Source organism: Govania unica (genome assembly GCF_027920805.1).
In the GTDB taxonomy this organism is placed as follows: Bacteria; Pseudomonadota; Alphaproteobacteria; order Sphingomonadales; family Govanellaceae; genus Govanella; species Govanella unica.
The window spans coordinates 261,402-281,198 of record NZ_JANWOI010000004.1 but is presented as its reverse complement, the minus strand read 5'-3'; the positions used below and the strand labels follow the sequence as shown (position 1 = coordinate 281,198).

The following is a 19,797-nucleotide window of genomic DNA, read 5'->3' as shown; positions in this document are numbered from 1 at the left end:
CATTCTAAGGTCATGCCCTTGAATGGAGTTCGGTCATGCCTGCAACCTATCGCCCCACCGCTTTCGCCCACCCCGCCAACGATCGGCCGCTGGTGCGGACAACGGAACCGACTCTCCAGATTTTGCTGCAGGACCTCCGCCTCGTCCGCGACCTCATCGCCGACGGCCTCACGCTCGATCACCTGAAACTGCTGTCCGATTGCGCCAAACGGTCGGAACAGGCATTCCGCCAGATGCACGGCTGAGCCACCCCAAGTCTGGATCGCCACGCCGCTTACGCGGCTCGCGATGACGGGGTTTGCGATTCACCGTCATTGCGAGGCAAAGCGAAGCAATCCAGTCTCACCACCTGCACCAGCCCCTCCCGATTCCCAAAATCGTCATTGCGAGCGCAGCGAAGCAATCCAGACCCGCCGCCCCGAAGTCTGGATCGCCGCGCCGCTTACGCGGCTCGCGATGACGGGGATAGGTGGTTGCCGTCATTGCGAGGCACAGCCGAAACAAGCCTGTCTCACACCTGCACCAGCCCCTCCCGATTCCCAAAACCGTCATTGCGAGCGCAGCGAAGCAATCCAGACCGTCCGCCCCGAAGTCTGGATTGCTTCGCTGCGCTCGCAATGACGGTGGAAGCTTGCCGATTCTCGACAAACCCCCGGCCCCGTGACATAAGCGGAACATGACCCAGCCAGACCAGACAACAGGCTCCTTGCACCGCAAGATGTGGCGTCTCGCGGGCCCCATCATGCTCGCCAATTGTGCGGTGCCGATGCTTGGGGCTGTCGACACGGCGATCATGGGCCATATGCCCGATTCCCGTTATCTGGCTGCCGTTGCCCTCGCGACGCTGATTTTCAATTTCCTGTATTTCGGGCTCGGTTTTCTGCGCATGAGCACCACGGGCTTCACCGCCCAGGCCTCAGGGCAGCAGAACGCCCATGAGGTCGGCGTCGTGTTCTCCCGCGCCCTCATGCTCGCGCTTGGGCTTGGGCTCGCTGCCGTTCTGCTGCAGGCGCCGATCCGGCTCATTGCCTTTGCCCTGTTGCCGGGCGAGCCCGCGGTCGAGCATATGGCCAAGGTCTTTTTCAATATCCGCATCTGGGGCGCGCCAGCAGCACTTGCCAATTTCGTGGTGCTTGGCTGGCTACTTGGGGTGCAGCGGGCGCAAACCGCGCTCATGATCCAGATCCTCATGAATGTCCTGAACGCAGGGCTCAATCTGCTGTTCGTGCTCGGCTTCGGCTGGGGCGTGGCCGGGGTCGCAAGCGGCACGCTGATCGCTGAATATGCTGCGGCTTTGCTCGGCATTTACCTCATCACGCGCAGCCTCACGCGCGGTTACGGCTTGTCCCTGCCTGCCCTCTTCACCCGCCGTCTGCTGCTCGAAGCCGCGGCGCTCAAGCGGCTCATCGCCGTCAACACCGATATCTTCATTCGCACGGCTTTGTTGCTAACGGCCTTCGGGCTTTTTACCGCCGCCGGGGCGCGGATTGGCACGGCGACGCTCGCGGCCAACGCGGTACTGATGAATTTCCTGTTTTTCCTGTCAAACGGGCTCGACGGCTTTGCCTTTGCCGCCGAAGCGCTGGTCGGCGCGGAAAAAGGCGCGCGCAACGAACAGGCCTTTCGCCGTGCCGTGCGGGTGACAGGGTTCTGGGCGCTGCTGGCGGCGCTTCTGTTCACGCTGGTCTATGGCCTCGGCGGCACCACGCTGATCGGCTGGCTGACCGATCTGCCAAGCGTGCGCGCCGAAGCCGCGACCCATCTTCCCTGGCTGGTGCTGATGCCGCTTGTGGCGGTCTGGGGCTATCAGTTCGACGGCGTGTTTGTCGGCCTGACCCGCAGCCGCGACATGCGCAATTCCGCCGCCCTCGCGCTCCTCGCCTTCATCGCCGCCCTCGCGGTCCTTGAACCGCGCTTCGGCAATCATGGGCTATGGGCCGCCTTCGTCATTTTCATGGGCATGCGGGGCCTCACCCTCGGCTGGTTCTACCGCCGCGTCGGCGAGGAATTCATCCCTCAGCGCGCCTAGAGAATTTCAAGCACCGCTTCCGGCGGGCGACCGATGGCGGCTTTGTTATTGGCGAGCACGATCGGACGCTCGATCAACACCGGATTGTCATGCATGGCGGCAATCAAGGCCGCCTCGCTCAAGCCCGGATCGGCGAGGCCGAGCGCCGCATAAGGCGCTTCTTTCTTGCGCATGAGATCGCGAGCCCCGATCCCCAGAAGCTTCAAAATCTGCGTAAGCTCAGCTGCGGACGGCGGTGTTTTCAAATATTCGACCACCAGCGGCTCGATCCCCCGGCTCTCCAGAAGCGCGAGCGTCTCCCGCGATTTCGAGCAGCGCGGATTGTGATAAATACTGACCGTCATGCCAATCTCCCTCGGGGTCTGATGCTGGTTTTTTATATCCGGAGGGTAGCAACACGGCCATGCAAAACTTTCAGATGCAAATCAGTCGCATTTGTATTGACGGCTTGCTGAGAATCTAATAGGAATGATTATCAACAAGCCTAGCACTGTCCGTGACGATTCGACATAGGGACCAGCTGACGATGTATGTATGTATCTGCAATGCGTTGAGCGAAAAAGCCGTCCGTTCCGTCGCCCAGCGCGAGGGTGGTCCCTCCACCACGTCTGAGATTTTCCGCTGTCTCGGAGCCGCGCCGCAATGCGGCAAATGCATCTCCCATGCCATGAGCGTCTATCACGATGAACGTGGACGGGCCGCTTCGTCACAGTGATAACTTCAGTATGCACTTGATTTTAAAAGTCATTTTCATCTAGCCCAATTGACCCGTCCCGCCGCTTGGCCTAGAATGCCGGCTTCTGCTAAGGAGACTGGCCATGAAGGGCGACCCCCAGGTTAACAAAATATTGAACGGCGCGCTCAAGAACGAGCTGACCGCCATCAATCAGTATTTTCTGCATTATCGCATGTTGAAAAACTGGGGCTTCGGCAAACTCGCCCGCAAGGAATACGAAGAATCCATCGACGAGATGAAGCATGCGGACAAGCTGATCGACCGCATTCTGTTCCTCGAAGGCCTACCCAATCTTCAGGATCTCGGCCGCTTGCGCGTCGGCGAATCCGTCCGCGAAGTTCTCGCCGCCGATCTGGCCCTTGAATATGACGCCATTCCGCCCCTGCGCGAAGGCATCGCCTATTGTGAAGCGGTCAAGGATTACGTCACCCGCGAACTGCTCGAAGATATCCTCAAGTCCGAGGAAGAGCATGTAGACTGGCTGGAAACCCAGATCAGTCTGTACGATTCCGTGGGCGAGCATAATTATCTGCAATCGCAGATGGACCCTTCCTGAGGGTTCAGCTGGGGCCACAGGGACAGGGGCTTTACGCCCCCCAGTCCGCCCCCACAGCCTCGCTCACATTGGCGTAGCCATCGGCACGCAGACAATTCGCAAGCTCCTGCGCAACGCTCGCGCCGAGCCCCGGGCCTTCATAGACCATGGCCGAATAAAGCTGCACAAGGGACGCGCCCGCGCGGATCTTGCGATAGGCGTCTTGCCCGTTTTCAATGCCGCCGACGCCCACAAGCGGAATGCGCCCCTCGGTCAGTTTATACATATCGCCCAGAACCTCCGTCGCGAGCTTGAGCAGCGGCTGACCACTCAATCCCCCGGTTTCGCCCCGAAACGGCCCATGCAGGCCCGCGGGCCGGCTGATGGTGGTGTTTGAAATGATGAGGCCGTCAACCTCATGCTTCAGCGCCACTTTCGCAATATCGGCCCGTTCCTCCGGGCTCAGATCCGGCGCGATCTTGACCAGCAGCGGCACCAACCGCCCACTCCGTGCGCCATGCGCCTCAAGCCGCGCCGCCATCACCGCCCCAAGCAAGCGGTCAAGGGCGTCCTGACGCTGCAAGGACCGCAAACCGGGCGTATTCGGCGACGAGATATTGACCGTGAAATAATCCGACAATCCGTATAACGCCCGGATCCCGGCCACGTAATCGCTGACCGGATCGCTCGTATCCTTGTTGGCGCCGACATTGGCGCCGAAAATACCCGGCCGTCCTTGACGCGCTTCAGCCTTGGCACGAAAAGCTTCAAGACCCGCGTTGTTGAACCCGAGCCGGTTGATGACAGCCCGATCCGCGCTCAGACGAAACATGCGCGGCTTCGGGTTGCCCTCTTGCGGACGCGGCGTCACCGTGCCCGCCTCCACAAACCCGAACCCCTGAGCCAGCATGGCGTCCGGCACCTCGGCATTTTTATCAAACCCGGCGGCAAGCCCCACCGGCGTCGGAAAGCGCAGGCCCCAAAGGGTCGACACCAGCACAGGATCTTCCGCCGCCGCGCATCGCGGCAGCAGGCCCGATTTCAAGGCGGTGACAGCAAGGCCATGGGCCGTTTCGGCATCGAAACAAAAAATCAACGGCCGGATCAAGGAATAGAGCGACATGACCTAGTGAGTCTCCCACGGCAAAACAAACAGACCGGACGTCCCTCGCCGCAGCCGATCGCGGCAAAGGACAGCCCGGCCCGGCAAAACGGCATAAAGATGCGGAAACAGCTGTCCGCCCCGGGACTCTTCCCATTTGAGGGCGATACTGGGCAAACCCTCGACCACCACCGTCAGCAGCATGACCTCATCCAAGCCCCGGTAATGCGCCGCAAGCGTCCCGGCGAGCTGCTCCCGAGTCGAGAAATGAATATAGCCATCCCGGGCATCATCGGACGATCCCGCATAGCCCGCCTCGGGGGCAGCGGCAAACGCCGCATCATCGGTAAGGCTCAGGATTTTATAGATAGGGGACGTCATGATCATGGCTGCGTGCGATTGAAATTCGCCGCACCATAGCCGAAACAATCAGATTTCGAAAGGCAGCTTGCGGGTCACCGCCTAGTCAGCCAGTTCAGCTGACATGGAGCCGACGGATTTCACCAGTTCAAATATGCGTTTGCGCACCGCTGGATCGGGAATGCGATAATAGGACCGCACCAGCTCCAGAGTCTCCCGGCGAGAGAGATGATCCTCCCCCTCATAGCCTGCCTGTGCAGGTTCGGCCAACATATTGCCGCGCCCGCCAGTCATCGGCGCTTCCTCGAAAAAGAAGGCGACCGGCACTTCAAGAACCCGCGCCAGCTGATGCAACCGGCTGGCCCCGATGCGATTGCTGCCGCGCTCATATTTCTGAATCTGTTGAAACGTCAGACTGACCGCCTCCCCGAGTTTTTCCTGGCTCATGCCAAGCAGGGTCCGTCGCAACCGCAGTTTCGAGCCAACATGAATGTCGACGGGATCTGGTCTTAATTTCACAATCTCTTCCCCCCAAGGTCCAAAAGGCCCTGTAATCACCACTCAGCACTCGCTGTTGCGCAATACAACGCGCAACCTCGACGGGGTCCGTCTTGTCAGATTTTTAGCCTGGCCCCGTTCGCGACGCCCCTAGCCCCTGTCGCGAGCGCGGCCAGTATAACGAAGAGACCGAGATAACTCCAATCACCTGCGCGAGAAAACAAGGTCTGACTTTCTACCTTACGTGGTAAGTCGGAATCAAGAATTCCGCGCGTGCCAAGCGGCAACCGGGCAAGGATCGCGCCATAGGGAGAGATCACCGCCGAAATGCCCGTGCCTGCCACACGCACCACCGGCAAACCTTCTTCAACCGCACGCATCTGCGCGGTGGCGAGATGTTGATAAGGCCCGGCGGATTGTCCATACCAGCCGTCATTGGTGACATTGAGAATCCAGCCCGGACGGTCGCCCATTTTTACAACCGCACCGGGAAAAATAACCTCATAACAGATCAGCGGACTGAAGGCCGGAAGCCCCGGCACATGCAAACTTTGCGGCCCCGGCCCGGCGGTAAAATCCGACCCGAGCAGGCCGGGCACGAAGCGCTCAAATCCAAGCAAAGTCATGAACCCGCGCATGGGCAGATATTCGCCGAACGGCACCAGATGCGCCTTGTCATAACCGGCCCGCACCTTGCCCTGGTCGTCGATCACGAACAGGCTGTTGCCGACGCGCGCCTCACCTCCGGCCGGATCAGCGTAATAGCCCGGCGCTCCGGCGATCACATAGCCGCCGGGCGGGGTGATCCGGGCAATGGCCGCCCGCGCCGCCGGTTCCGCATTGAGAAAAAACGGCGAGGCCGTTTCCGGCCACAGAATATGCGTGACCGGCTTGTCGGACGGCGTGGCCGACAGCCGCACATAGCTCATGAAATTATCGGCCATGCGATCTTCGCGCCATTTTTCGCCCTGCTTCACATTGGCCTGCACCAGCCTGAGCCGCACGCCGGGCTCAACCGCCCCATGATCCCCCGCAAGCCGCCAGACGCCGCCGCCGTAACAAAGCCCAAGCATAAGGACAGCAGCCAGCACCGGCCGGAAGCGCCCAAGCGCCCCGGCGGCCAGCAAGCAGGCCGCAAGCACCGTCAGCAGACCAAGCCCATAAGCCCCCCACAGCGTCAGGGACTGCAACATGGCCGGCGAAAAAGCCCAGATCGAACCCGCCAGATTCCACGGAAACCCGGTAAAAAGATGCCCGCGCAGCCATTCCGTCGCGCTCCAACAGAGCGCGAACAGGATGATTTCCGCCACCAGCGCCCCACGCATGAAACTCTGCAAGCGGTGAAAGACCCAGAAGGCCAGCACGGGATAAAGCGCCATAACCGCCGCCAAAGCCACCACCGCCACCGGCCCGGCCGCGTCCGACACGCTCTCATTGACGAAAAAGGCGATGGCGATCCAGTAAAAGCCGGTCACATAATGGCCAAAGCCAAAGCCCCAGCCAAGCAGCAGCGCCGCCCGCGACGTCCCGGCCTGCCGCAGCAGCAGAAAGATCGCCGGGAAGGCAATAAAAAACGCCGGGATGATATAAAGCGGCGGCAAGGCCAGGGTCGCAAGCGCTCCGAAACAGATCGCAAGCCCACACCGGCCAAGGTTCGACATGCCCGCGATCCGCTCGGCCCAAGCTATCATTCAACCGCGCCCTGAGGCTCTGACCCCGTGGTCAGCATGATGCGCAATTTCTTCAGTCTGCGGCTGTCGGCCTCAAGCACCTCAAACGCGAGGCTCGGGTCGAAGATGACAAGCTCCCCCTTATGCGGAACCCGCCCGGCGAGTGCGACCACAAGACCGCCGAGGGTATCGACATCCTCCGTCTCATCCCCGCCCTGACGGAGCGAGCGGCCAAGCGCAGTTTCGAGGTCCTCGACCGCGAGCCGTCCGCCTGCTTCATAGGTTACATCATCAATGGTCGTCAGGCTGTCGCCATCCTCATCGATGTCATGTTCATCCTCGATATCGCCGACGATCTGTTCCAGCAGATCCTCGTTGGTGACAAGGCCATCGGTGCCGCCATATTCGTCGACCACCACCGCCATATGCACCCGCCGCGCCCGCATCTTCAACAGCAGATCCGGCAGACGCATGGACGACGGCACATGCAGAATGGGCCGCATCATATCGGCCAGCGTCACATCCTTGAACGAGCGCAAACGCCCATCGGTCCCGCGCGCCTTGGCAAGGACAATGAACACGTCTTTCAGATGCACAAGCCCGACCACCTCGTCCAGCGTGCCGCGATAGACCGGCATGCGCGAGACCTCGGCCTCGGCAAAAGCCTGCACCAAGGCCGGCAGCGCCAGTTTTTCATCGACGGCGATCACATCGGCGCGGGGAATCATCACATCCTCAACCCGCATATCCGCGAATTCGAGCGTGTTCATGAGGAGCGAGCGCTCTTCGTCGCTGATGCCCTCGACACCCCCTTCGGGGTGATCCTCGATCACTTCTTCAAGGCTTTCGCGCAGTGTGCCTTCGGGCACGCGCCTGAAAAACCGGCGTTTCAACCGGGAGATAAAACTCAGCGGGTCTCCATCTTTGGAGCCCGACGACTGGCTGGAAGACTCGTCACTCATGGCTATCTACAATTTGCTCTCTGTCCTGATAAGGGTCTGAAATGGCGAAGCCCCGGAGAATCTGAACCTCCAGCGCCTCCATCACCTCAGCCTCATCGTCATTCATATGATCATAGCCCACCAGATGCAGGAAACCATGCACAAGTAGGTGCCGCGCATGGTCGGCAAAACTCTTGCCCTGAAGCGCCGCCTCCCGCGTGAGCGTGGCCTCCGCCATCAGGATATCTCCAAGCGGCACCGGCACTCCCGGCGGCTGTCCGGGCGGCGTTGTCCCGGCCGCCAACAGTTCCAGATCCTCCAGCTCCCAGACCGGGAACGAGAGAACATTGGTCGGCTTATCCTGTTGACGATGATCGCGATTGACCTCGCGCATGGCCTCATCGGTCATCAGGATGACCACGATCTCAAACGGCCCCGGCCAGGTCAGGCCCGAGTCCGCCACGAGACCGGCGCGGGCCGCCACCAGTGTATCGGTGATGAAATCCTGCGGCTCCGCACCGAGACGCGACCAATCGCCGCCCTCGCACATGACCTCGACGTGGACAGACCCTAAGGGGTCGGCGCTCACGTCAGCGACTCCGTATTGTGACCCATCGCCTTTAGGCGGGCCCGATCGGCGGCGTCGGCACGATCATAAGCCTCGACAATAGAGCCGACCAAAGGATGACGCACCACATCGTCTTTTGTGAAGCGCACCACATCGATGCCCTCGACTTTTTCAAGAATATGCAACGCATCCACCAGCCCCGAGCGGGTGCCGCGCGGCAGATCGGTCTGGCTCGGATCGCCACAGATGACCATCTGGCAATTCTCGCCAAAGCGGGTCAGAAACATTTTCATCTGCATGGGCGTGGTGTTCTGCGCCTCATCCAGAATGACAAAACAATTGGCCAGCGTACGCCCGCGCATATAGGCAAGCGGCGCCACCTCAATATCGCCACGCTCGAAGCGTTTCAGCACTTCGTCACCGGGCATGGTGTCATAAAGCGCGTCATAAAGCGGGCGCAGATAAGGATCGACTTTTTCCCGAAGGTCGCCAGGCAGGAAGCCCAGCCGTTCCCCCGCCTCAACCGCCGGGCGGGACAGAATAATCCGATCCACCTGACCCGAGGCGAGCCGCGACACCGCCATGGCCACCGCGAGAAACGTCTTGCCGGTCCCGGCCGGACCCAACCCGAACACCATCTGCGACTGATGCAGACTGCGGATATAATCGACCTGCCCGGGGGAGCGTGCCTTGACCACCTGTTTGCGGGTGCGGATGGAGGCACCACCGCCGTCCAAATCCTCCTCGACCTCCTCGACCGCGGCAAGCTTGCGACTGGCGAAGCGCAAGGCGGCATCAACCTCGGGCGTGGAGATTTCCCGGCCCTTCCGGGCCTCCCGGTACAGTCGATCAAGCACATCCTGGGCCGCCGCCACCGCCCCGGCGCCGCCAAGGACGCGCAAACGGTTGCCGCGATTTTGCAACCGCACGCCAAGTTTCGCTTCGATCAGAATGAGATGACGGTCATGTTCGCCGTAAATCATGGCGGCCAACCGATTGTCGTCGAACTCCATCACCACGCTGCTGTCTTCGGGGACGACGCCCTCAGGCTGCCCTTTCGCCGGTGCTGGCCGTTTCACACGTTTGTTCAAAATTTCTGTCGTCCTGCTGCCGTTTTTCAAGCTGCCTGATCCGTGGCAAGGCGCCCTTTTAAACTATGCGGCTCGCCGCTGAGGATTTCAACCATGGCAATGCGTCCGATCACATCGGCCGCCGCCGCGCCACAATCCACATTCACCGCCTGCATATAGGGACTGCGGCCGATCAACTGGCCCTCAAACCGCCCAACCCGCTCAAGCAACACGGCCATCACCTGACCCACCGAGGCGACATTGAACGCTTTTTGCTGTTCAAACAGCAGCGTCTGCAGAGCCTGCAACCGCGCGTCCTTCACCTCTTCCGGAACCTGATCCGCCATGTCGGACGCGGGCGTCCCCGGACGCGGGCTGTATTTAAACGAATAGGCCTGAGAAAAGCCGACATCGCGAATAAGCTGCATGGTCGCTTCGAAATCATCATCGGTTTCACCGGGGAAGCCGACGATGAAATCGCTTGAAACCGCAAGATCCGGACGCAGCGCCCGCAGCCGCGCGATGATATCGCGGTAGGACTCCGCCGTATGGCCCCGGTTCATGGCGGCGAGAACCCGGTCCGATCCGCTTTGTACCGGCAGATGCAGATAGGGCATGCAGGCCGCAAGCTCCCCATGGGCGGCAATAAGATCGTCCCCCATGTCGCGTGGGTGCGACGTTGTATAGCGAATACGCGCAATGCCCGGCACCTCGCCAAGCCGCGCCATCAACCGGGCCAGCGACCAGTCGCCGCCATCCAGCCCAACCCCATGATAGGCATTCACATTCTGCCCAAGCAACGTAAGCTCGACCACGCCGACGGCGGCGAGCTTTTCCGCTTCGGCCACGATCTTTTCGACCGGACGCGAGAACTCCGCCCCCCGGGTATAGGGAACCACACAGAAGGTGCAGAATTTGTCGCAGCCTTCCTGAATGGTCAGAAAAGCTGCCGGACCGCCACTACCGCGCGGGCTTGGCAGATGATCGAATTTTTCTTCGGCCGGGAATTCGGTGTCGATGACCCGCGCCTTGCCATGAAGCGCCCGCGCATCCCGCGCCGCAATGACCATTTTGGGCAGCCGGTGATAAGTCTGCGGCCCAAACACCATGTCAACGGCCGGAGCGCGCTGCATGATTTCAGCCCCCTCGGCCTGCCCGACGCAACCGCCCACAGCAAGCACCAGATCACCACCCGCACGCTCCCCGCGCAGGCGCTCATCACGCAGAACCTTCAAGCGGCCAATATCGGAATAAACCTTTTCCGCCGCCTTTTCCCGGATATGGCAGGTGTTGAGCACAACCACGTCGGCCGCCTCCGGCGTCTCCACCAGGGCATAGCCCTCGGGTGCCATGACTTCGGCCATCCGTTCGCTGTCATAGACATTCATCTGACAGCCGTAGGTTTTGATATAAAGCTTTTTGGTCACCATACCGTCCGCACAAGGGCCCTGAAACCTGCGGATTGTCCGCAGATCGCCGTCGAAGTCAACTTGAATCCGGTCAGGCCGCCCGCCGCGCCGCCAGCAGCCCGCCACGCACCGCTTCGTAACAATGGCTGGCCAGACCTTTCCGGGACTCGAACGCGGCCACATCCACCGGGGCATGAAAGCGCAATTCGACACCGATTTGACCGAGCGCCAGAATGGCCAGAAAATGCGGCACCAGATCCATATCGCCGAACCAGCCGATGATCGGCCGGGTCCCCCGCGTAAGCGGCAGGCCATGGATGGATTTATAAGCGATGGTCATCGGCTGGATCCTGAGCGCCGCGTCACGCCCCTCGGCCACGGCGAACAGCGCCGATTTGAACGGCAGCACCAGCGACCCGTCAGTGCTCGTGCCCTCGGCAAACAGAATGAGGTTGCCGCCCTCGCTCAGACGCGCGGCGATTTCATCGGTCTGGGCCCGGGTCTGCGCCCGCCGCTCGCGATCGATGAACACCGTGCGTTGCAGCCGGGCAAGGGTTCCGAACGCCCCCATATTGCCAACTTCACGTTTGGCAATAAAACTCGCGGGCAGCACCGCCCCGAGGATCGGAATATCGAGCCAGGATACGTGATTGGACACGAACAGGGTCGGCCCCGCCGCCTCAGGCGTGCCGACCACGGTGATCTTCAGCCCGATCAGCCGCACCATCACCGTGTGGTAAGCCCAAGGCAAAAGCTGCGCCGTTCGCCCGCCCACCCGGATCAACAGATATTGGAGCGGAGCGAAAACCGCCGCCATGCCAAAAATTACCGCAGTCACAATGATGGCACGAAGATTCATTCTCGCTCCCCTCACACGGAGCCGTCACAAATCAGGATTTTTTCGTCTCGCGATCAACCGGCACGCCGTAAAGCTCAAGCCGGTGATCGATGAGTTTGAAACCAAGCTTGCGGGCGATTTCCACCTGCAGCTTTTCGATTTCCTCATTGCGGAATTCGATGACTTCGCCGGTCTCTATATTGATCAGGTGATCGTGATGACGCTCCGACACCTGCTCATAGCGCGAACGGCCGTCGCGGAAATCGTGACGTTCGAGAATACCGGCCTCTTCAAAAAGCCGTACCGTACGATACACCGTGGCGATGCTGATATGCGGATCAATCGCCGTCGAGCGGCGATAGACCTCCTCAACATCCGGGTGATCCTCGGCCTGCGACAGCACGCGCGCGATCACACGACGCTGATCGGTCATGCGCATGCCTTTTTCGACGCACAGCGACTCTATATCATGATGCACGTCTGTTCCTCTCAATATAACCGGTCTTTTCAAGACCCAGACTGAACCACAATCGAAAAGACCAAAGCCTTTACGACCAGGACTTCCAAGACGGAAGTCCCGGCATTTCTTGGGAAATTACTTGCGACGGGGACGCCCGCGTCCGAGACCGATTTTCTTGGCCAGTTCACGCCGCTGAATGGCGTAATTCGGCGCTACCATCGGATAATCCGCAGGCAGGCCCCAACGCTCCCGATAGTCTTCCGGAGTCATGTTGTAGCTTGTCTTGAGATGACGCTTCAACATCTTTAACTTTCTGCCATCCTCCAGACAGACAAGATAATCAGGCAGGATTGATTTCTTGATCGGAACCGCAGGCTGCAATTGCGGCTCCTCAACCACATGAACCGCACCAAGATTATCAAGTGTTGCATAGACCTGACCGATCAAAACACCCAATTCCGAGACCGGCACACTGTTGTTGGCCACATATGACGAAACAATTTCTGTCGTCAGCGCCAACAGCTCATCCTGATTCATTAATTTTTCTTCCATGACCACGCCCCTTGAATTAAAAATATTACTCATTTCATAATATTAAATATCTGAATTTTCAATAATATTATTAAATACGCACCCTTTAAAAGTAATAAAAAGACTGCAAAAGTCAAAAAACTCATTTCTTGACAGAAATCTCAAAAAGATCGCGTCATCACCAAAGCATCGACAGCCTGACCTTCAGCCCGTTGGTAATAGCCGCGCCGCCGACCATTCACGACAAAGCCGCGTTGTTCATAAAGCGCAATGGCGGGATCATTATCGACCGCCACTTCAAGATGAAGTTGCTCGGCCTGCGCCGCGCCAAGGGCTTCGATCGCCGCATCCAGAAGCTCCCCGCCCACCCCCATGCGGCGGCAGGCCAGCGAGACCGCGATATCGTAAATTTCCGCCTCCCCAGCGGCCAGCGCATAAAGCACATAACCCAAAGGCTCCGCCCCCCGGCGCGCGAGCAGCGCCCCGACGGAGGGCAACACCAGCAAAGCAGCAACCTCCTCGGCCGGCCAACCAGGCTCGACCCCCGCCGCGGAACGCAGCTCCGCCAGCAAAGCCGCCGCCTCCCTCCCCACGGCCGTAATGACCAAAGGAGCCCGCGCCGTCATGCCAACGTCAATCCGCCAGGCAATTTCGCGTCCGGAGCACGCAAATAAAGCGGCCGCGCCGGAACCAGCACCGTGCCCGAGCGCAAAATGCGGGCGGCAATCGCCGCCACCCAGACAGCATCGGGATAGCAGGGCTCATCCCGCAGCTGAAGGCCACGGTCCAGAAGCCCCGCCCGCAGCAACGGCACACCGCTGCCAAGCGCCATGGACAGCCCCGGATCCAGCGTCTCAAGCACGGCGTCAAGCGGCACCGCGCGCGCCGCACCGACGCTCTCCACCCAGGCAAGGCCAGCGTCGTCGGCGCCAAGGTAGCGCTGACATTCCACATAAACCTCACCGCGTCGCGCATCATGCAGCACCGCGAACAAGGCACCGACGGCAAGCGGCGCAGCTGTCAAACTCGCCACCGCCACCGCCTCGAAACTGGTGACCGGCACCACCGGACGATCAAGCGCCAGCGCCAAAGCCCGCGCCGCCGACAAGCCGATGCGCAATCCGGTAAAGGCCCCGGGGCCCACCGTCACCGCCACCGCCGCAAGCTGCGGGTAATCCACGCCAAGCCCCCGGGCCTCAGCCATGATCTCCTCGATCATCGGCATCAGCCGTTCGGCATGGCCGCGTCCGATTTCCTCATGACGGGCGGCAAGGGTGCGGCCACCCCGCACCACCGCCGCCGAACAGGCGGCGAGCGCGGTATCCAGGCCCAATATGCAAACACTATCAGGCAATGCTGCAAGCATCCGTGAAAGAGAGACGCGGCAGACGTGGAAACACCCCTGCGCTGTCGCCATAGCCAAGGCCGCAAATGAAATTCGCCTTGATCTGCCCATCGGCAAAAAAGGCCTCATTGACCTTATCGGCGTCAAACCCCGACATGGGGCCGCAATCGAGCCCGAGCGAACGCGCTGCGATGATCAGATAAGCGCCCTGCAAACTGCTATTGCGAAACGCCGTTTCGGTCGCAAGCGCCGCATTGCCCGCGAACCAGTCGCGCGCGCCGGGGTTATGGGGGAAAAGCTCGGGAATGCGATCGTAGAATTTGGTGTCATAGCCAATGATGGCCGTGACCGGCGCACTCAGCACCTTCGGCGCGTTGGTCGCCGACACGCAGGCGGCAAGCTTTTCCTTGGCGGCGGGCGTGGTCACAAACAGAAACCGCGCGGGCGAACAATTGGCGCTCGTCGGCCCCCAGCGCAAAAGATCGTAAACCGCCCGAAGGGTCACCTCGGACACCGGCTTGTCCTGCCATTTGTTCTGTGAGCGCGCGTTGCGGAAAATCAGATCGAGATCATGGTCGGACAGAAATTCCTGGCTCACGAGACATACCCTTTCATCACAGCGACACCGAAACGGACATAAAAAGCCGTGTCCCAGACAACGGCCGCTCTTTTATGCACCGCAGAAAATTAACCTGGCAAGCAGATCAAACTGCCCGCACTTCCGTCACTTCCGGCACGAAATGTTTCAGCAGATTTTCAATCCCCTGCTTCAGAGTCGCCGTCGAACTCGGGCAACCCGCGCAGGAGCCATGCATTTTCAGATAGACCACACCATGCTGAAACCCGTGATACACGATATCGCCGCCATCGCGAGCCACCGCCGGACGCACCCGGGTATCCAGCAGATCCTTGATCTGATCGATGATTTCACGATCTTCCTCGGCATCGGTCGCGCCGCTTTCGGCACTCACAAGATCCTCGGTCAGGATCGGCGCCCCGGATGTGAAATGCTCCATGATGGTGCCCAACACCACCGGCTTCAGGGTCTGCCATTCGGCCTCCCCCTTGGTCACCGTAATGAAGTCGGAGCCGAGAAACACACCGGTCACCCCCTCAACCTCAAACAGCTTGATCGCAAGTGGCGAGACCCCGGCGGCCTCGGCCGTCGTGAAATTCGCGGTCCGGTCGCCCAAGACCTCACGGCCGGGCAAAAACTTCAATGTGGCTGGGTTTGGCGTCTGTTCAGTCTGGATAAACATGGAATGCATCTCCTCAAGGCTGCCCTTTAAATGGCGAAGCGCGACCCGAAAATCAAGACCAAACTGGTCGGATAACTCTATCACCTCTTTGTCATTGCCGGGCTTGACCCGACAATGACACATGGTGGCTGAGCCCCCTCAAACCAGCAAATCAATATCCTCAGCCGACAGCCCCCCCGGCACAAACAGCACCGGAATCCTGAGCCCGCGCAGCAGAGGCCCGCCAAAAGCGCTCACCAACGGCCCCGGGTTCTCCGCATTGGCCGCCCCGAGCACGAGGGCATGAATATCCCCGTCCTCATTGATCTCGGCGAGGATCTCATCATGGATCTTGCCCTGACGAATGACGATCTCGGGCATGAACCCGACCAGCGAGCGCACGTCGTCGGCCAGCCGGTCCAGCAACATTTGCGCGGCTTCCTGCGCTTCCTCGCGCATCAGATGCTCGATGGCCGACCAATGCTGAAAATCCGCAGGGGGGATGACATAAAGCAATACCACCGAGCCACTGATCTTCGCCGCCCGGCGGCTTGCATATCTGAGCGCCTGATGAAATTCCGGGGTGTCATCCGCCACCACCAGAAACTTCCACTGATGCTCACCCGGCCCAAGCTCCACCCGCGGTCCAACTTTTTTATCCAAAAGCATCGGCGCGCTATCCCTACTACAAGTTCCCCATGGAAAAAACATGACGGAACTTCACTGTCTTGACAACAAAAGGGCCGGATACACCCCGGCCCTTTTTCGTAAAATATCTGTTATCTTCAATAAAACCAAAGCATATCAACATCCTCACCCGTGCTCGGCTGAGCCGCCGCAGCACGCTTCAGACAGCGCATTCGACCGCTCCGGGCACGAGTCGCCACCGCGGCTCAGACCCGCTTACTTACCAAGCGGGATCTTCACGGTCTGGGTCACGCCGCTTGCGCCCGGGAAATCCTTAAACATGGCCGCGATCATATAAGGCATGACTTCCGTCAGCCGGTTATCGCTGCCATGGCTTTCAACCCGACCTTCGAACAGGCGCTGCACAGGCTTGCCGTCAGGCCCGTTGCGGTCGATATCCATGGCGAGCTTGCGGCCATAGACCACATAGGAACGGATATCCGGCTCGTCAAAACCGGGATAGCCCCAATAACCGCCATAATAGGGGTTAAAAAAGCCACGCCGGCCCCAGCCATATCCACCCCAACCATATCCACCATAGAAACTCGACGAATAGGAGCGAATAGCAGTCCGCCCCTCATCCACCATATAACCGAGCCGCACCGTCAGGTCCGTGTGCGTGCCGGGTGTCCCCAGGTGATAGCCAAGCGCCACCATGCGGTTCGATACATCGGCCGCATATTGCGCAAATTCCAGGCTGCCTCTGTTCTCCGGGTCCATGGGCTGCACCACGAAGCTTTCCCCGGCAGGCTGAGTGAGACGATGGAAACGGGTCACATCCGAGTTGAACGAGCTGGCGCACCCCGCGACCATGACCGCGAGCGCCAACGCCGCGAAAGTCCATATTGTCTTACGCATGGTCCAATTTACTCCGTCAAACCCTTCCCACAAGTCTTCTATTATATAGGAACCGCAGACGGTTGCGCCAGAGCCCAACATAAAAATCGGCCCCGCCCGCCTTTCTGCAGCCAAAGCCTGGATCGCCACGCCGCTCACGCGGCTCGCGATGACGACAAACACTCAGTAAGCCCCCAACACACTCCGTCATTGCGAGGCGCAGCCGAAGCAATCCAGTCTCTCCAACCCTCAGGGCCGCAGGAACCCGACGATATCCTGGATATCCTTCAAAATCGGGGCGGCGATGGCGTTCGCGCGGTCGGCGCCGTCGCGCAAAATGCTGTCCACATAGGCCGGATCCTCCCGCAGGCGGCGCATTTCCTCGGCGATGGGCGCGAGCTTGGCGACGCAGAGATCGGCCAGCGCGGCTTTGAACTCCGAAAAACCCTTGCCTGCGAATTCGCCGCAGACGTCGTCCTTGGACCGATCACTCAGGGCCGCGTAGATGCCGACGAGATTGGCCGCCTCCGGCCGCCCCGCAAGACCTTCGGCGGTCTCCGGCAACGGTTCAAGATCGGTTTTCGCCTTGCGGATGCGTTGGGCGATGGTGTCGGCATCGTCGGTCATGGCGATGCGGCTCAGTTCGGACGGGTCCGATTTCGACATTTTTTTGCTGCCGTCGCGCAACGACATGACCCGCGTCGCCTCCCCGAGGATCAACGGCGTGACTTCGGGGAAAAACGCGACCCCGTAATCATTGTTGAATTTCTGGGCGATATCGCGGGTCAGTTCAAGATGCTGTTTCTGATCCTCCCCCACCGGCACATGGGTCGCCTTATAGATCAGAATGTCGGCCGCCATCAGGTTTGGATAGACATAAAGTCCCGAGCTCACATTCTCGCGGTTCTTGCCGGCCTTGTCCTTGAACTGGGTCATGCGGTTGAGCCAGCCAAGCCGGGCCACGCAATTGAAAATCCACGCGAGTTCGGCATGGGCCGGAACCTGCGACTGGTTGAAAAGAATGGCTTTTTTCGGATCGACCCCGGCGGCGATCATGCCTGCCGCAACCTCACGCGTGGCCGCCCTGAGCGCCGCCGGTTCCTGAAACACGGTGATCGCATGCATGTCGACGACGCAGAAAATGCACTCGGCCTCTGCCTGCAAGCCCACCCAATTGCGGATCGCCCCAAGATAATTGCCAAGATGCAGGTTCCCCGTCGGCTGAACGCCCGAGAAAACGCGCTGACCTGAAGCTATTGTCATGGGTGGCTCTCCACTTAATTTTTGCTGCTCGGGTTATGACCGCTCGCTGTTTGGCGGTCAAGTCTCGGAAGGCCCCGTATTATCCCTACCGCCGCCGGATGCTGCGCAGATCAGTCTTGGTAATGGCGCCAAAGCCAAAGGCCGCCGCCGCATAAACCCCGATCCCGACTAAGACCACCCCGGCCAAGGCCGAAAATCTCACCACCCCACCATCATGCAAGGCCCCATCGAGCAGCAGAAGTGCGCCATAGAGCGCCGCCAGCATCACCCCCGTCGCCGCCAGAATGCGCGGCAGCCGTTTTTTCAGCCGCAGATCCATCTCATAATGCCCGCGCTGTATAAGCCCACGATAGAGCAGCCCGGCATTGACCCAGGCAGCAATGGCGGTGGCCAGCGCCAGCCCCACATGGGCCAGCGGGAACATCAGGATGACATTCAACACCACATTGATGCCAAGCCCGATCATGGCATAGCGCACCGGCGTGCGGGTGTTCTTGCGGGCGAAATAACTCGGCGTCAGCACCTTGGCCAACACATAAGCCGGCAACCCCAAAGCAAAGGCACCAAGCGCCATGGCCGTGGCATGGGTCATGTCAGCGTTAAAGGATTGCCCCTGGAACAGCACCCGCACCAGCGTCTCCGGCATAAGGACCAGCGCCGCCGCCGCCGGCAGGGTCAGAAACCAGACCATTTCAATGGCCCGGTTCTGGCTCGACATGGCCCCCGCAGCGTCCCCGGCCGCAACCTGCCGCGACAACAGCGGCAACAAGGCCGTGCCAACGGCAATGCCGATCACGCCAAGCGGCAACTGGTTGAGCCGGTCGGCGTAATAGAGAAACGACATCGACCCATCGCGCAGAAAGCTCGCGAGAAACGTATCGATCATCAGACTGACCTGAAAAGCCCCGGCCCCAAGCGCCACCGGCGCCATGATGGTCAAAAGCCGCTTCACCTGCGGCGTGATGCTCGGCAGACGGAGGCGCAGATTGATGCCCTCCCGTCGGCAGGCGACCACCAGCCACAGAAACTGCACAACCCCCGCCACACTGACCGCGACCGCCTGCATATGGGCAGAAGCCAGAGTGCTCACCTCAAGCCCAAGCGCGAGCGGCACGATCAAACATAAATTCAACAGCACCGGCGTAAAGGCCACCGCCGCAAAGCGATGCAGCCCGTTCATCACCCCGCCCAACAGCGACACCAGACTGATGAATAGCAGATACGGAAAGGTGATCCGGGTCAGTTGCACCGCAAGGTCATATTTCTCCGGATTGTCCAGAAATCCGGCCCCAAGCAGCATCATGAGCCAGGGCATGAATACCTGGCAGACCGTCACGAACAGCAGCAATGTCCCAAGCAGCGCCGACAGCGCCTGTTCGGTGAAGGCAATGGCCGCCCGCCGTCTTTCCTCAGGCGTCGCATCCTTCGGCAACCCCTCGCCTTCGAGAAGACTTGAAAACATCGGCACAAAGGCGGCGCTGAACGCCCCTTCGGCAAACAGACGGCGGAAGAAATTCGGCAGTTTGAAGGCGAGCACGAAACAGTCCCCGACCCACCCCGCACCAATGATGCGCGCCGTCAGAATATCACGGACAAAGCCCAATATACGACTGACCGCAGTCAGCCCGCCGACGGTGAAAGTGGCACGAAATAAGGACATGAAGACTCGTGAAATGCGGG

24 protein-coding genes are annotated in these 19,797 nt (G+C 60.2%); 4 read left to right on the top strand and 20 right to left on the bottom strand.

Annotated features, from left to right (window positions below; genetic code table 11):
* The first annotated feature begins 35 nt into the window (after positions 1-35).
* On the top strand, positions 36-245 hold the full coding sequence (locus NYP16_RS12065; protein ID WP_274944403.1) for a hypothetical protein: 210 nt from the start codon (positions 36-38) through the stop codon (positions 243-245).
* 431 nt (positions 246-676) lie between these two features.
* Positions 677-2,029, top strand: a complete 1,353-nt coding sequence (locus NYP16_RS12060; protein ID WP_274944402.1) for an MATE family efflux transporter — start codon at positions 677-679, stop codon at positions 2,027-2,029.
* Here NYP16_RS12060 and arsC read toward each other — a convergent pair.
* Positions 2,026-2,373, bottom strand: a complete 348-nt coding sequence (gene arsC / locus NYP16_RS12055) for an arsenate reductase (glutaredoxin) (protein WP_274944401.1) — start codon at positions 2,371-2,373, stop codon at positions 2,026-2,028. The two genes, NYP16_RS12060 and arsC, sit on opposite strands and share 4 nt — an antisense overlap.
* A gap of 182 nt (positions 2,374-2,555) precedes the next feature.
* Here arsC and NYP16_RS12050 point away from each other — a divergent pair, with 182 nt between their 5' ends.
* Both NYP16_RS12050 and bfr read left to right on the top strand, forming a co-directional pair.
* Positions 2,556-2,744, top strand: a complete 189-nt coding sequence (locus NYP16_RS12050) for a (2Fe-2S)-binding protein (RefSeq protein ID WP_274944400.1) — start codon at positions 2,556-2,558, stop codon at positions 2,742-2,744.
* A gap of 103 nt (positions 2,745-2,847) precedes the next feature.
* Complete coding sequence (bfr, locus tag NYP16_RS12045) at positions 2,848-3,321, top strand: bacterioferritin (RefSeq protein WP_274944399.1); 474 nt, start codon at positions 2,848-2,850, stop codon at positions 3,319-3,321.
* Positions 3,322-3,352: 31 nt separating this feature from the next.
* Here the strand turns inward: bfr and NYP16_RS12040 are convergent, their stop codons facing one another.
* The 19 genes from NYP16_RS12040 to murJ all read right to left on the bottom strand — a co-directional run bounded on the left by NYP16_RS12040 (position 3,353) and on the right by murJ (position 19,777).
* Complete coding sequence (locus NYP16_RS12040; RefSeq protein WP_274944398.1) at positions 3,353-4,423, bottom strand: quinone-dependent dihydroorotate dehydrogenase; 1,071 nt, start codon at positions 4,421-4,423, stop codon at positions 3,353-3,355.
* Positions 4,424-4,426: 3 nt separating this feature from the next.
* Positions 4,427-4,783 carry a DUF952 domain-containing protein gene (locus NYP16_RS12035; protein WP_274944397.1) on the bottom strand — a complete coding sequence of 119 codons (357 nt, stop codon included), beginning with the start codon at positions 4,781-4,783 and terminating at the stop codon, positions 4,427-4,429.
* 81 nt (positions 4,784-4,864) lie between these two features.
* Entirely contained in the window at positions 4,865-5,281 is a 417-nt protein-coding gene (locus NYP16_RS12030) for a helix-turn-helix domain-containing protein (protein ID WP_274944396.1), read from the bottom strand.
* A 95-nt stretch (positions 5,282-5,376) separates the two neighbouring features.
* Complete coding sequence (lnt, locus tag NYP16_RS12025; protein ID WP_274944395.1) at positions 5,377-6,951, bottom strand: apolipoprotein N-acyltransferase; 1,575 nt, start codon at positions 6,949-6,951, stop codon at positions 5,377-5,379.
* On the bottom strand, positions 6,948-7,892 hold the full coding sequence (locus tag NYP16_RS12020; protein WP_274944394.1) for a hemolysin family protein: 945 nt from the start codon (positions 7,890-7,892) through the stop codon (positions 6,948-6,950). Before NYP16_RS12020 ends, lnt begins: the two co-directional genes overlap by 4 nt.
* On the bottom strand, positions 7,885-8,460 hold the full coding sequence (ybeY, locus tag NYP16_RS12015; protein WP_274944393.1) for an rRNA maturation RNase YbeY: 576 nt from the start codon (positions 8,458-8,460) through the stop codon (positions 7,885-7,887). The genes NYP16_RS12020 and ybeY overlap by 8 nt, the downstream gene beginning before the upstream one ends.
* The gene (locus NYP16_RS12010) at positions 8,457-9,530 is read right to left on the bottom strand and encodes a PhoH family protein (RefSeq protein WP_274944392.1); all 1,074 of its coding nucleotides are present in this window, start codon (positions 9,528-9,530) and stop codon (positions 8,457-8,459) included. The genes ybeY and NYP16_RS12010 overlap by 4 nt, the downstream gene beginning before the upstream one ends.
* A gap of 26 nt (positions 9,531-9,556) precedes the next feature.
* Positions 9,557-10,939 (bottom strand): tRNA (N6-isopentenyl adenosine(37)-C2)-methylthiotransferase MiaB, encoded by a 1,383-nt coding sequence (gene miaB, locus NYP16_RS12005; RefSeq protein ID WP_279347244.1) that lies wholly within the window; start codon positions 10,937-10,939, stop codon positions 9,557-9,559.
* 70 nt (positions 10,940-11,009) lie between these two features.
* The gene (locus tag NYP16_RS12000) at positions 11,010-11,777 is read right to left on the bottom strand and encodes a lysophospholipid acyltransferase family protein (RefSeq protein ID WP_274944390.1); all 768 of its coding nucleotides are present in this window, start codon (positions 11,775-11,777) and stop codon (positions 11,010-11,012) included.
* Between the two features lie 31 nt (positions 11,778-11,808).
* On the bottom strand, positions 11,809-12,195 hold the full coding sequence (locus tag NYP16_RS11995) for a Fur family transcriptional regulator (protein WP_279347263.1): 387 nt from the start codon (positions 12,193-12,195) through the stop codon (positions 11,809-11,811).
* Positions 12,196-12,351: 156 nt separating this feature from the next.
* Positions 12,352-12,768: a Ros/MucR family transcriptional regulator gene (locus NYP16_RS11990; protein WP_274944388.1), complete on the bottom strand. Its 417-nt coding sequence runs from the start codon at positions 12,766-12,768 to the stop codon at positions 12,352-12,354.
* A gap of 140 nt (positions 12,769-12,908) precedes the next feature.
* On the bottom strand, positions 12,909-13,373 hold the full coding sequence (locus NYP16_RS11985; protein ID WP_274944387.1) for a GNAT family N-acetyltransferase: 465 nt from the start codon (positions 13,371-13,373) through the stop codon (positions 12,909-12,911).
* Positions 13,370-14,101, bottom strand: coding sequence for a tRNA (adenosine(37)-N6)-threonylcarbamoyltransferase complex dimerization subunit type 1 TsaB (tsaB, locus tag NYP16_RS11980; RefSeq protein ID WP_274944386.1), 732 nt, complete (start codon positions 14,099-14,101; stop codon positions 13,370-13,372). The genes NYP16_RS11985 and tsaB overlap by 4 nt, the downstream gene beginning before the upstream one ends.
* Positions 14,094-14,690: a malonic semialdehyde reductase gene (locus NYP16_RS11975; protein ID WP_274944385.1), complete on the bottom strand. Its 597-nt coding sequence runs from the start codon at positions 14,688-14,690 to the stop codon at positions 14,094-14,096. Before NYP16_RS11975 ends, tsaB begins: the two co-directional genes overlap by 8 nt.
* A 106-nt stretch (positions 14,691-14,796) precedes the next feature.
* Positions 14,797-15,351, bottom strand: a complete 555-nt coding sequence (locus tag NYP16_RS11970; protein WP_274944384.1) for a NifU family protein — start codon at positions 15,349-15,351, stop codon at positions 14,797-14,799.
* 138 nt (positions 15,352-15,489) lie between these two features.
* Complete coding sequence (locus tag NYP16_RS11965) at positions 15,490-15,999, bottom strand: universal stress protein (protein ID WP_274944383.1); 510 nt, start codon at positions 15,997-15,999, stop codon at positions 15,490-15,492.
* Positions 16,000-16,233: 234 nt separating this feature from the next.
* Positions 16,234-16,875 (bottom strand): DUF4136 domain-containing protein, encoded by a 642-nt coding sequence (locus NYP16_RS11960; RefSeq protein WP_274944382.1) that lies wholly within the window; start codon positions 16,873-16,875, stop codon positions 16,234-16,236.
* A 228-nt stretch (positions 16,876-17,103) separates the two neighbouring features.
* The gene (trpS, locus tag NYP16_RS11955; protein WP_274944381.1) at positions 17,104-18,117 is read right to left on the bottom strand and encodes a tryptophan--tRNA ligase; all 1,014 of its coding nucleotides are present in this window, start codon (positions 18,115-18,117) and stop codon (positions 17,104-17,106) included.
* An 85-nt stretch (positions 18,118-18,202) separates the two neighbouring features.
* The gene (gene murJ, locus NYP16_RS11950; RefSeq protein ID WP_274944380.1) at positions 18,203-19,777 is read right to left on the bottom strand and encodes a murein biosynthesis integral membrane protein MurJ; all 1,575 of its coding nucleotides are present in this window, start codon (positions 19,775-19,777) and stop codon (positions 18,203-18,205) included.
* Positions 19,778-19,797 lie beyond the last annotated feature (20 nt).

Bases quoted from the DNA above. Each gene is read 5' to 3' on its own strand.
- NYP16_RS12065 (WP_274944403.1), top strand. From the start codon at position 36: ATGCCTGCAACCTATCGCCCCACCGCTTTCGCCCACCCCGCCAACGAT.
- NYP16_RS12060 (WP_274944402.1), top strand. From the start codon at position 677: ATGACCCAGCCAGACCAGACAACAGGCTCCTTGCACCGCAAGATGTGG.
- arsC (WP_274944401.1), bottom strand. From the start codon at position 2,373: ATGACGGTCAGTATTTATCACAATCCGCGCTGCTCGAAATCGCGGGAG.
- NYP16_RS12050 (WP_274944400.1), top strand. From the start codon at position 2,556: ATGTATGTATGTATCTGCAATGCGTTGAGCGAAAAAGCCGTCCGTTCC.
- bfr (WP_274944399.1), top strand. From the start codon at position 2,848: ATGAAGGGCGACCCCCAGGTTAACAAAATATTGAACGGCGCGCTCAAG.
- NYP16_RS12040 (WP_274944398.1), bottom strand. From the start codon at position 4,423: ATGTCGCTCTATTCCTTGATCCGGCCGTTGATTTTTTGTTTCGATGCC.
- NYP16_RS12035 (WP_274944397.1), bottom strand. From the start codon at position 4,783: ATGACGTCCCCTATCTATAAAATCCTGAGCCTTACCGATGATGCGGCG.
- lnt (WP_274944395.1), bottom strand. From the start codon at position 6,951: ATGATAGCTTGGGCCGAGCGGATCGCGGGCATGTCGAACCTTGGCCGG.
- NYP16_RS12020 (WP_274944394.1), bottom strand. From the start codon at position 7,892: ATGAGTGACGAGTCTTCCAGCCAGTCGTCGGGCTCCAAAGATGGAGAC.
- miaB (WP_279347244.1), bottom strand. From the start codon at position 10,939: ATGGTGACCAAAAAGCTTTATATCAAAACCTACGGCTGTCAGATGAAT.
- NYP16_RS12000 (WP_274944390.1), bottom strand. From the start codon at position 11,777: ATGAATCTTCGTGCCATCATTGTGACTGCGGTAATTTTTGGCATGGCG.
- NYP16_RS11995 (WP_279347263.1), bottom strand. From the start codon at position 12,195: ATGCGCATGACCGATCAGCGTCGTGTGATCGCGCGCGTGCTGTCGCAG.
- NYP16_RS11990 (WP_274944388.1), bottom strand. From the start codon at position 12,768: ATGGAAGAAAAATTAATGAATCAGGATGAGCTGTTGGCGCTGACGACA.
- NYP16_RS11985 (WP_274944387.1), bottom strand. From the start codon at position 13,373: ATGACGGCGCGGGCTCCTTTGGTCATTACGGCCGTGGGGAGGGAGGCG.
- NYP16_RS11970 (WP_274944384.1), bottom strand. From the start codon at position 15,351: ATGTTTATCCAGACTGAACAGACGCCAAACCCAGCCACATTGAAGTTT.
- NYP16_RS11965 (WP_274944383.1), bottom strand. From the start codon at position 15,999: ATGCTTTTGGATAAAAAAGTTGGACCGCGGGTGGAGCTTGGGCCGGGT.
- NYP16_RS11960 (WP_274944382.1), bottom strand. From the start codon at position 16,875: ATGCGTAAGACAATATGGACTTTCGCGGCGTTGGCGCTCGCGGTCATG.
- trpS (WP_274944381.1), bottom strand. From the start codon at position 18,117: ATGACAATAGCTTCAGGTCAGCGCGTTTTCTCGGGCGTTCAGCCGACG.
- murJ (WP_274944380.1), bottom strand. From the start codon at position 19,777: ATGTCCTTATTTCGTGCCACTTTCACCGTCGGCGGGCTGACTGCGGTC.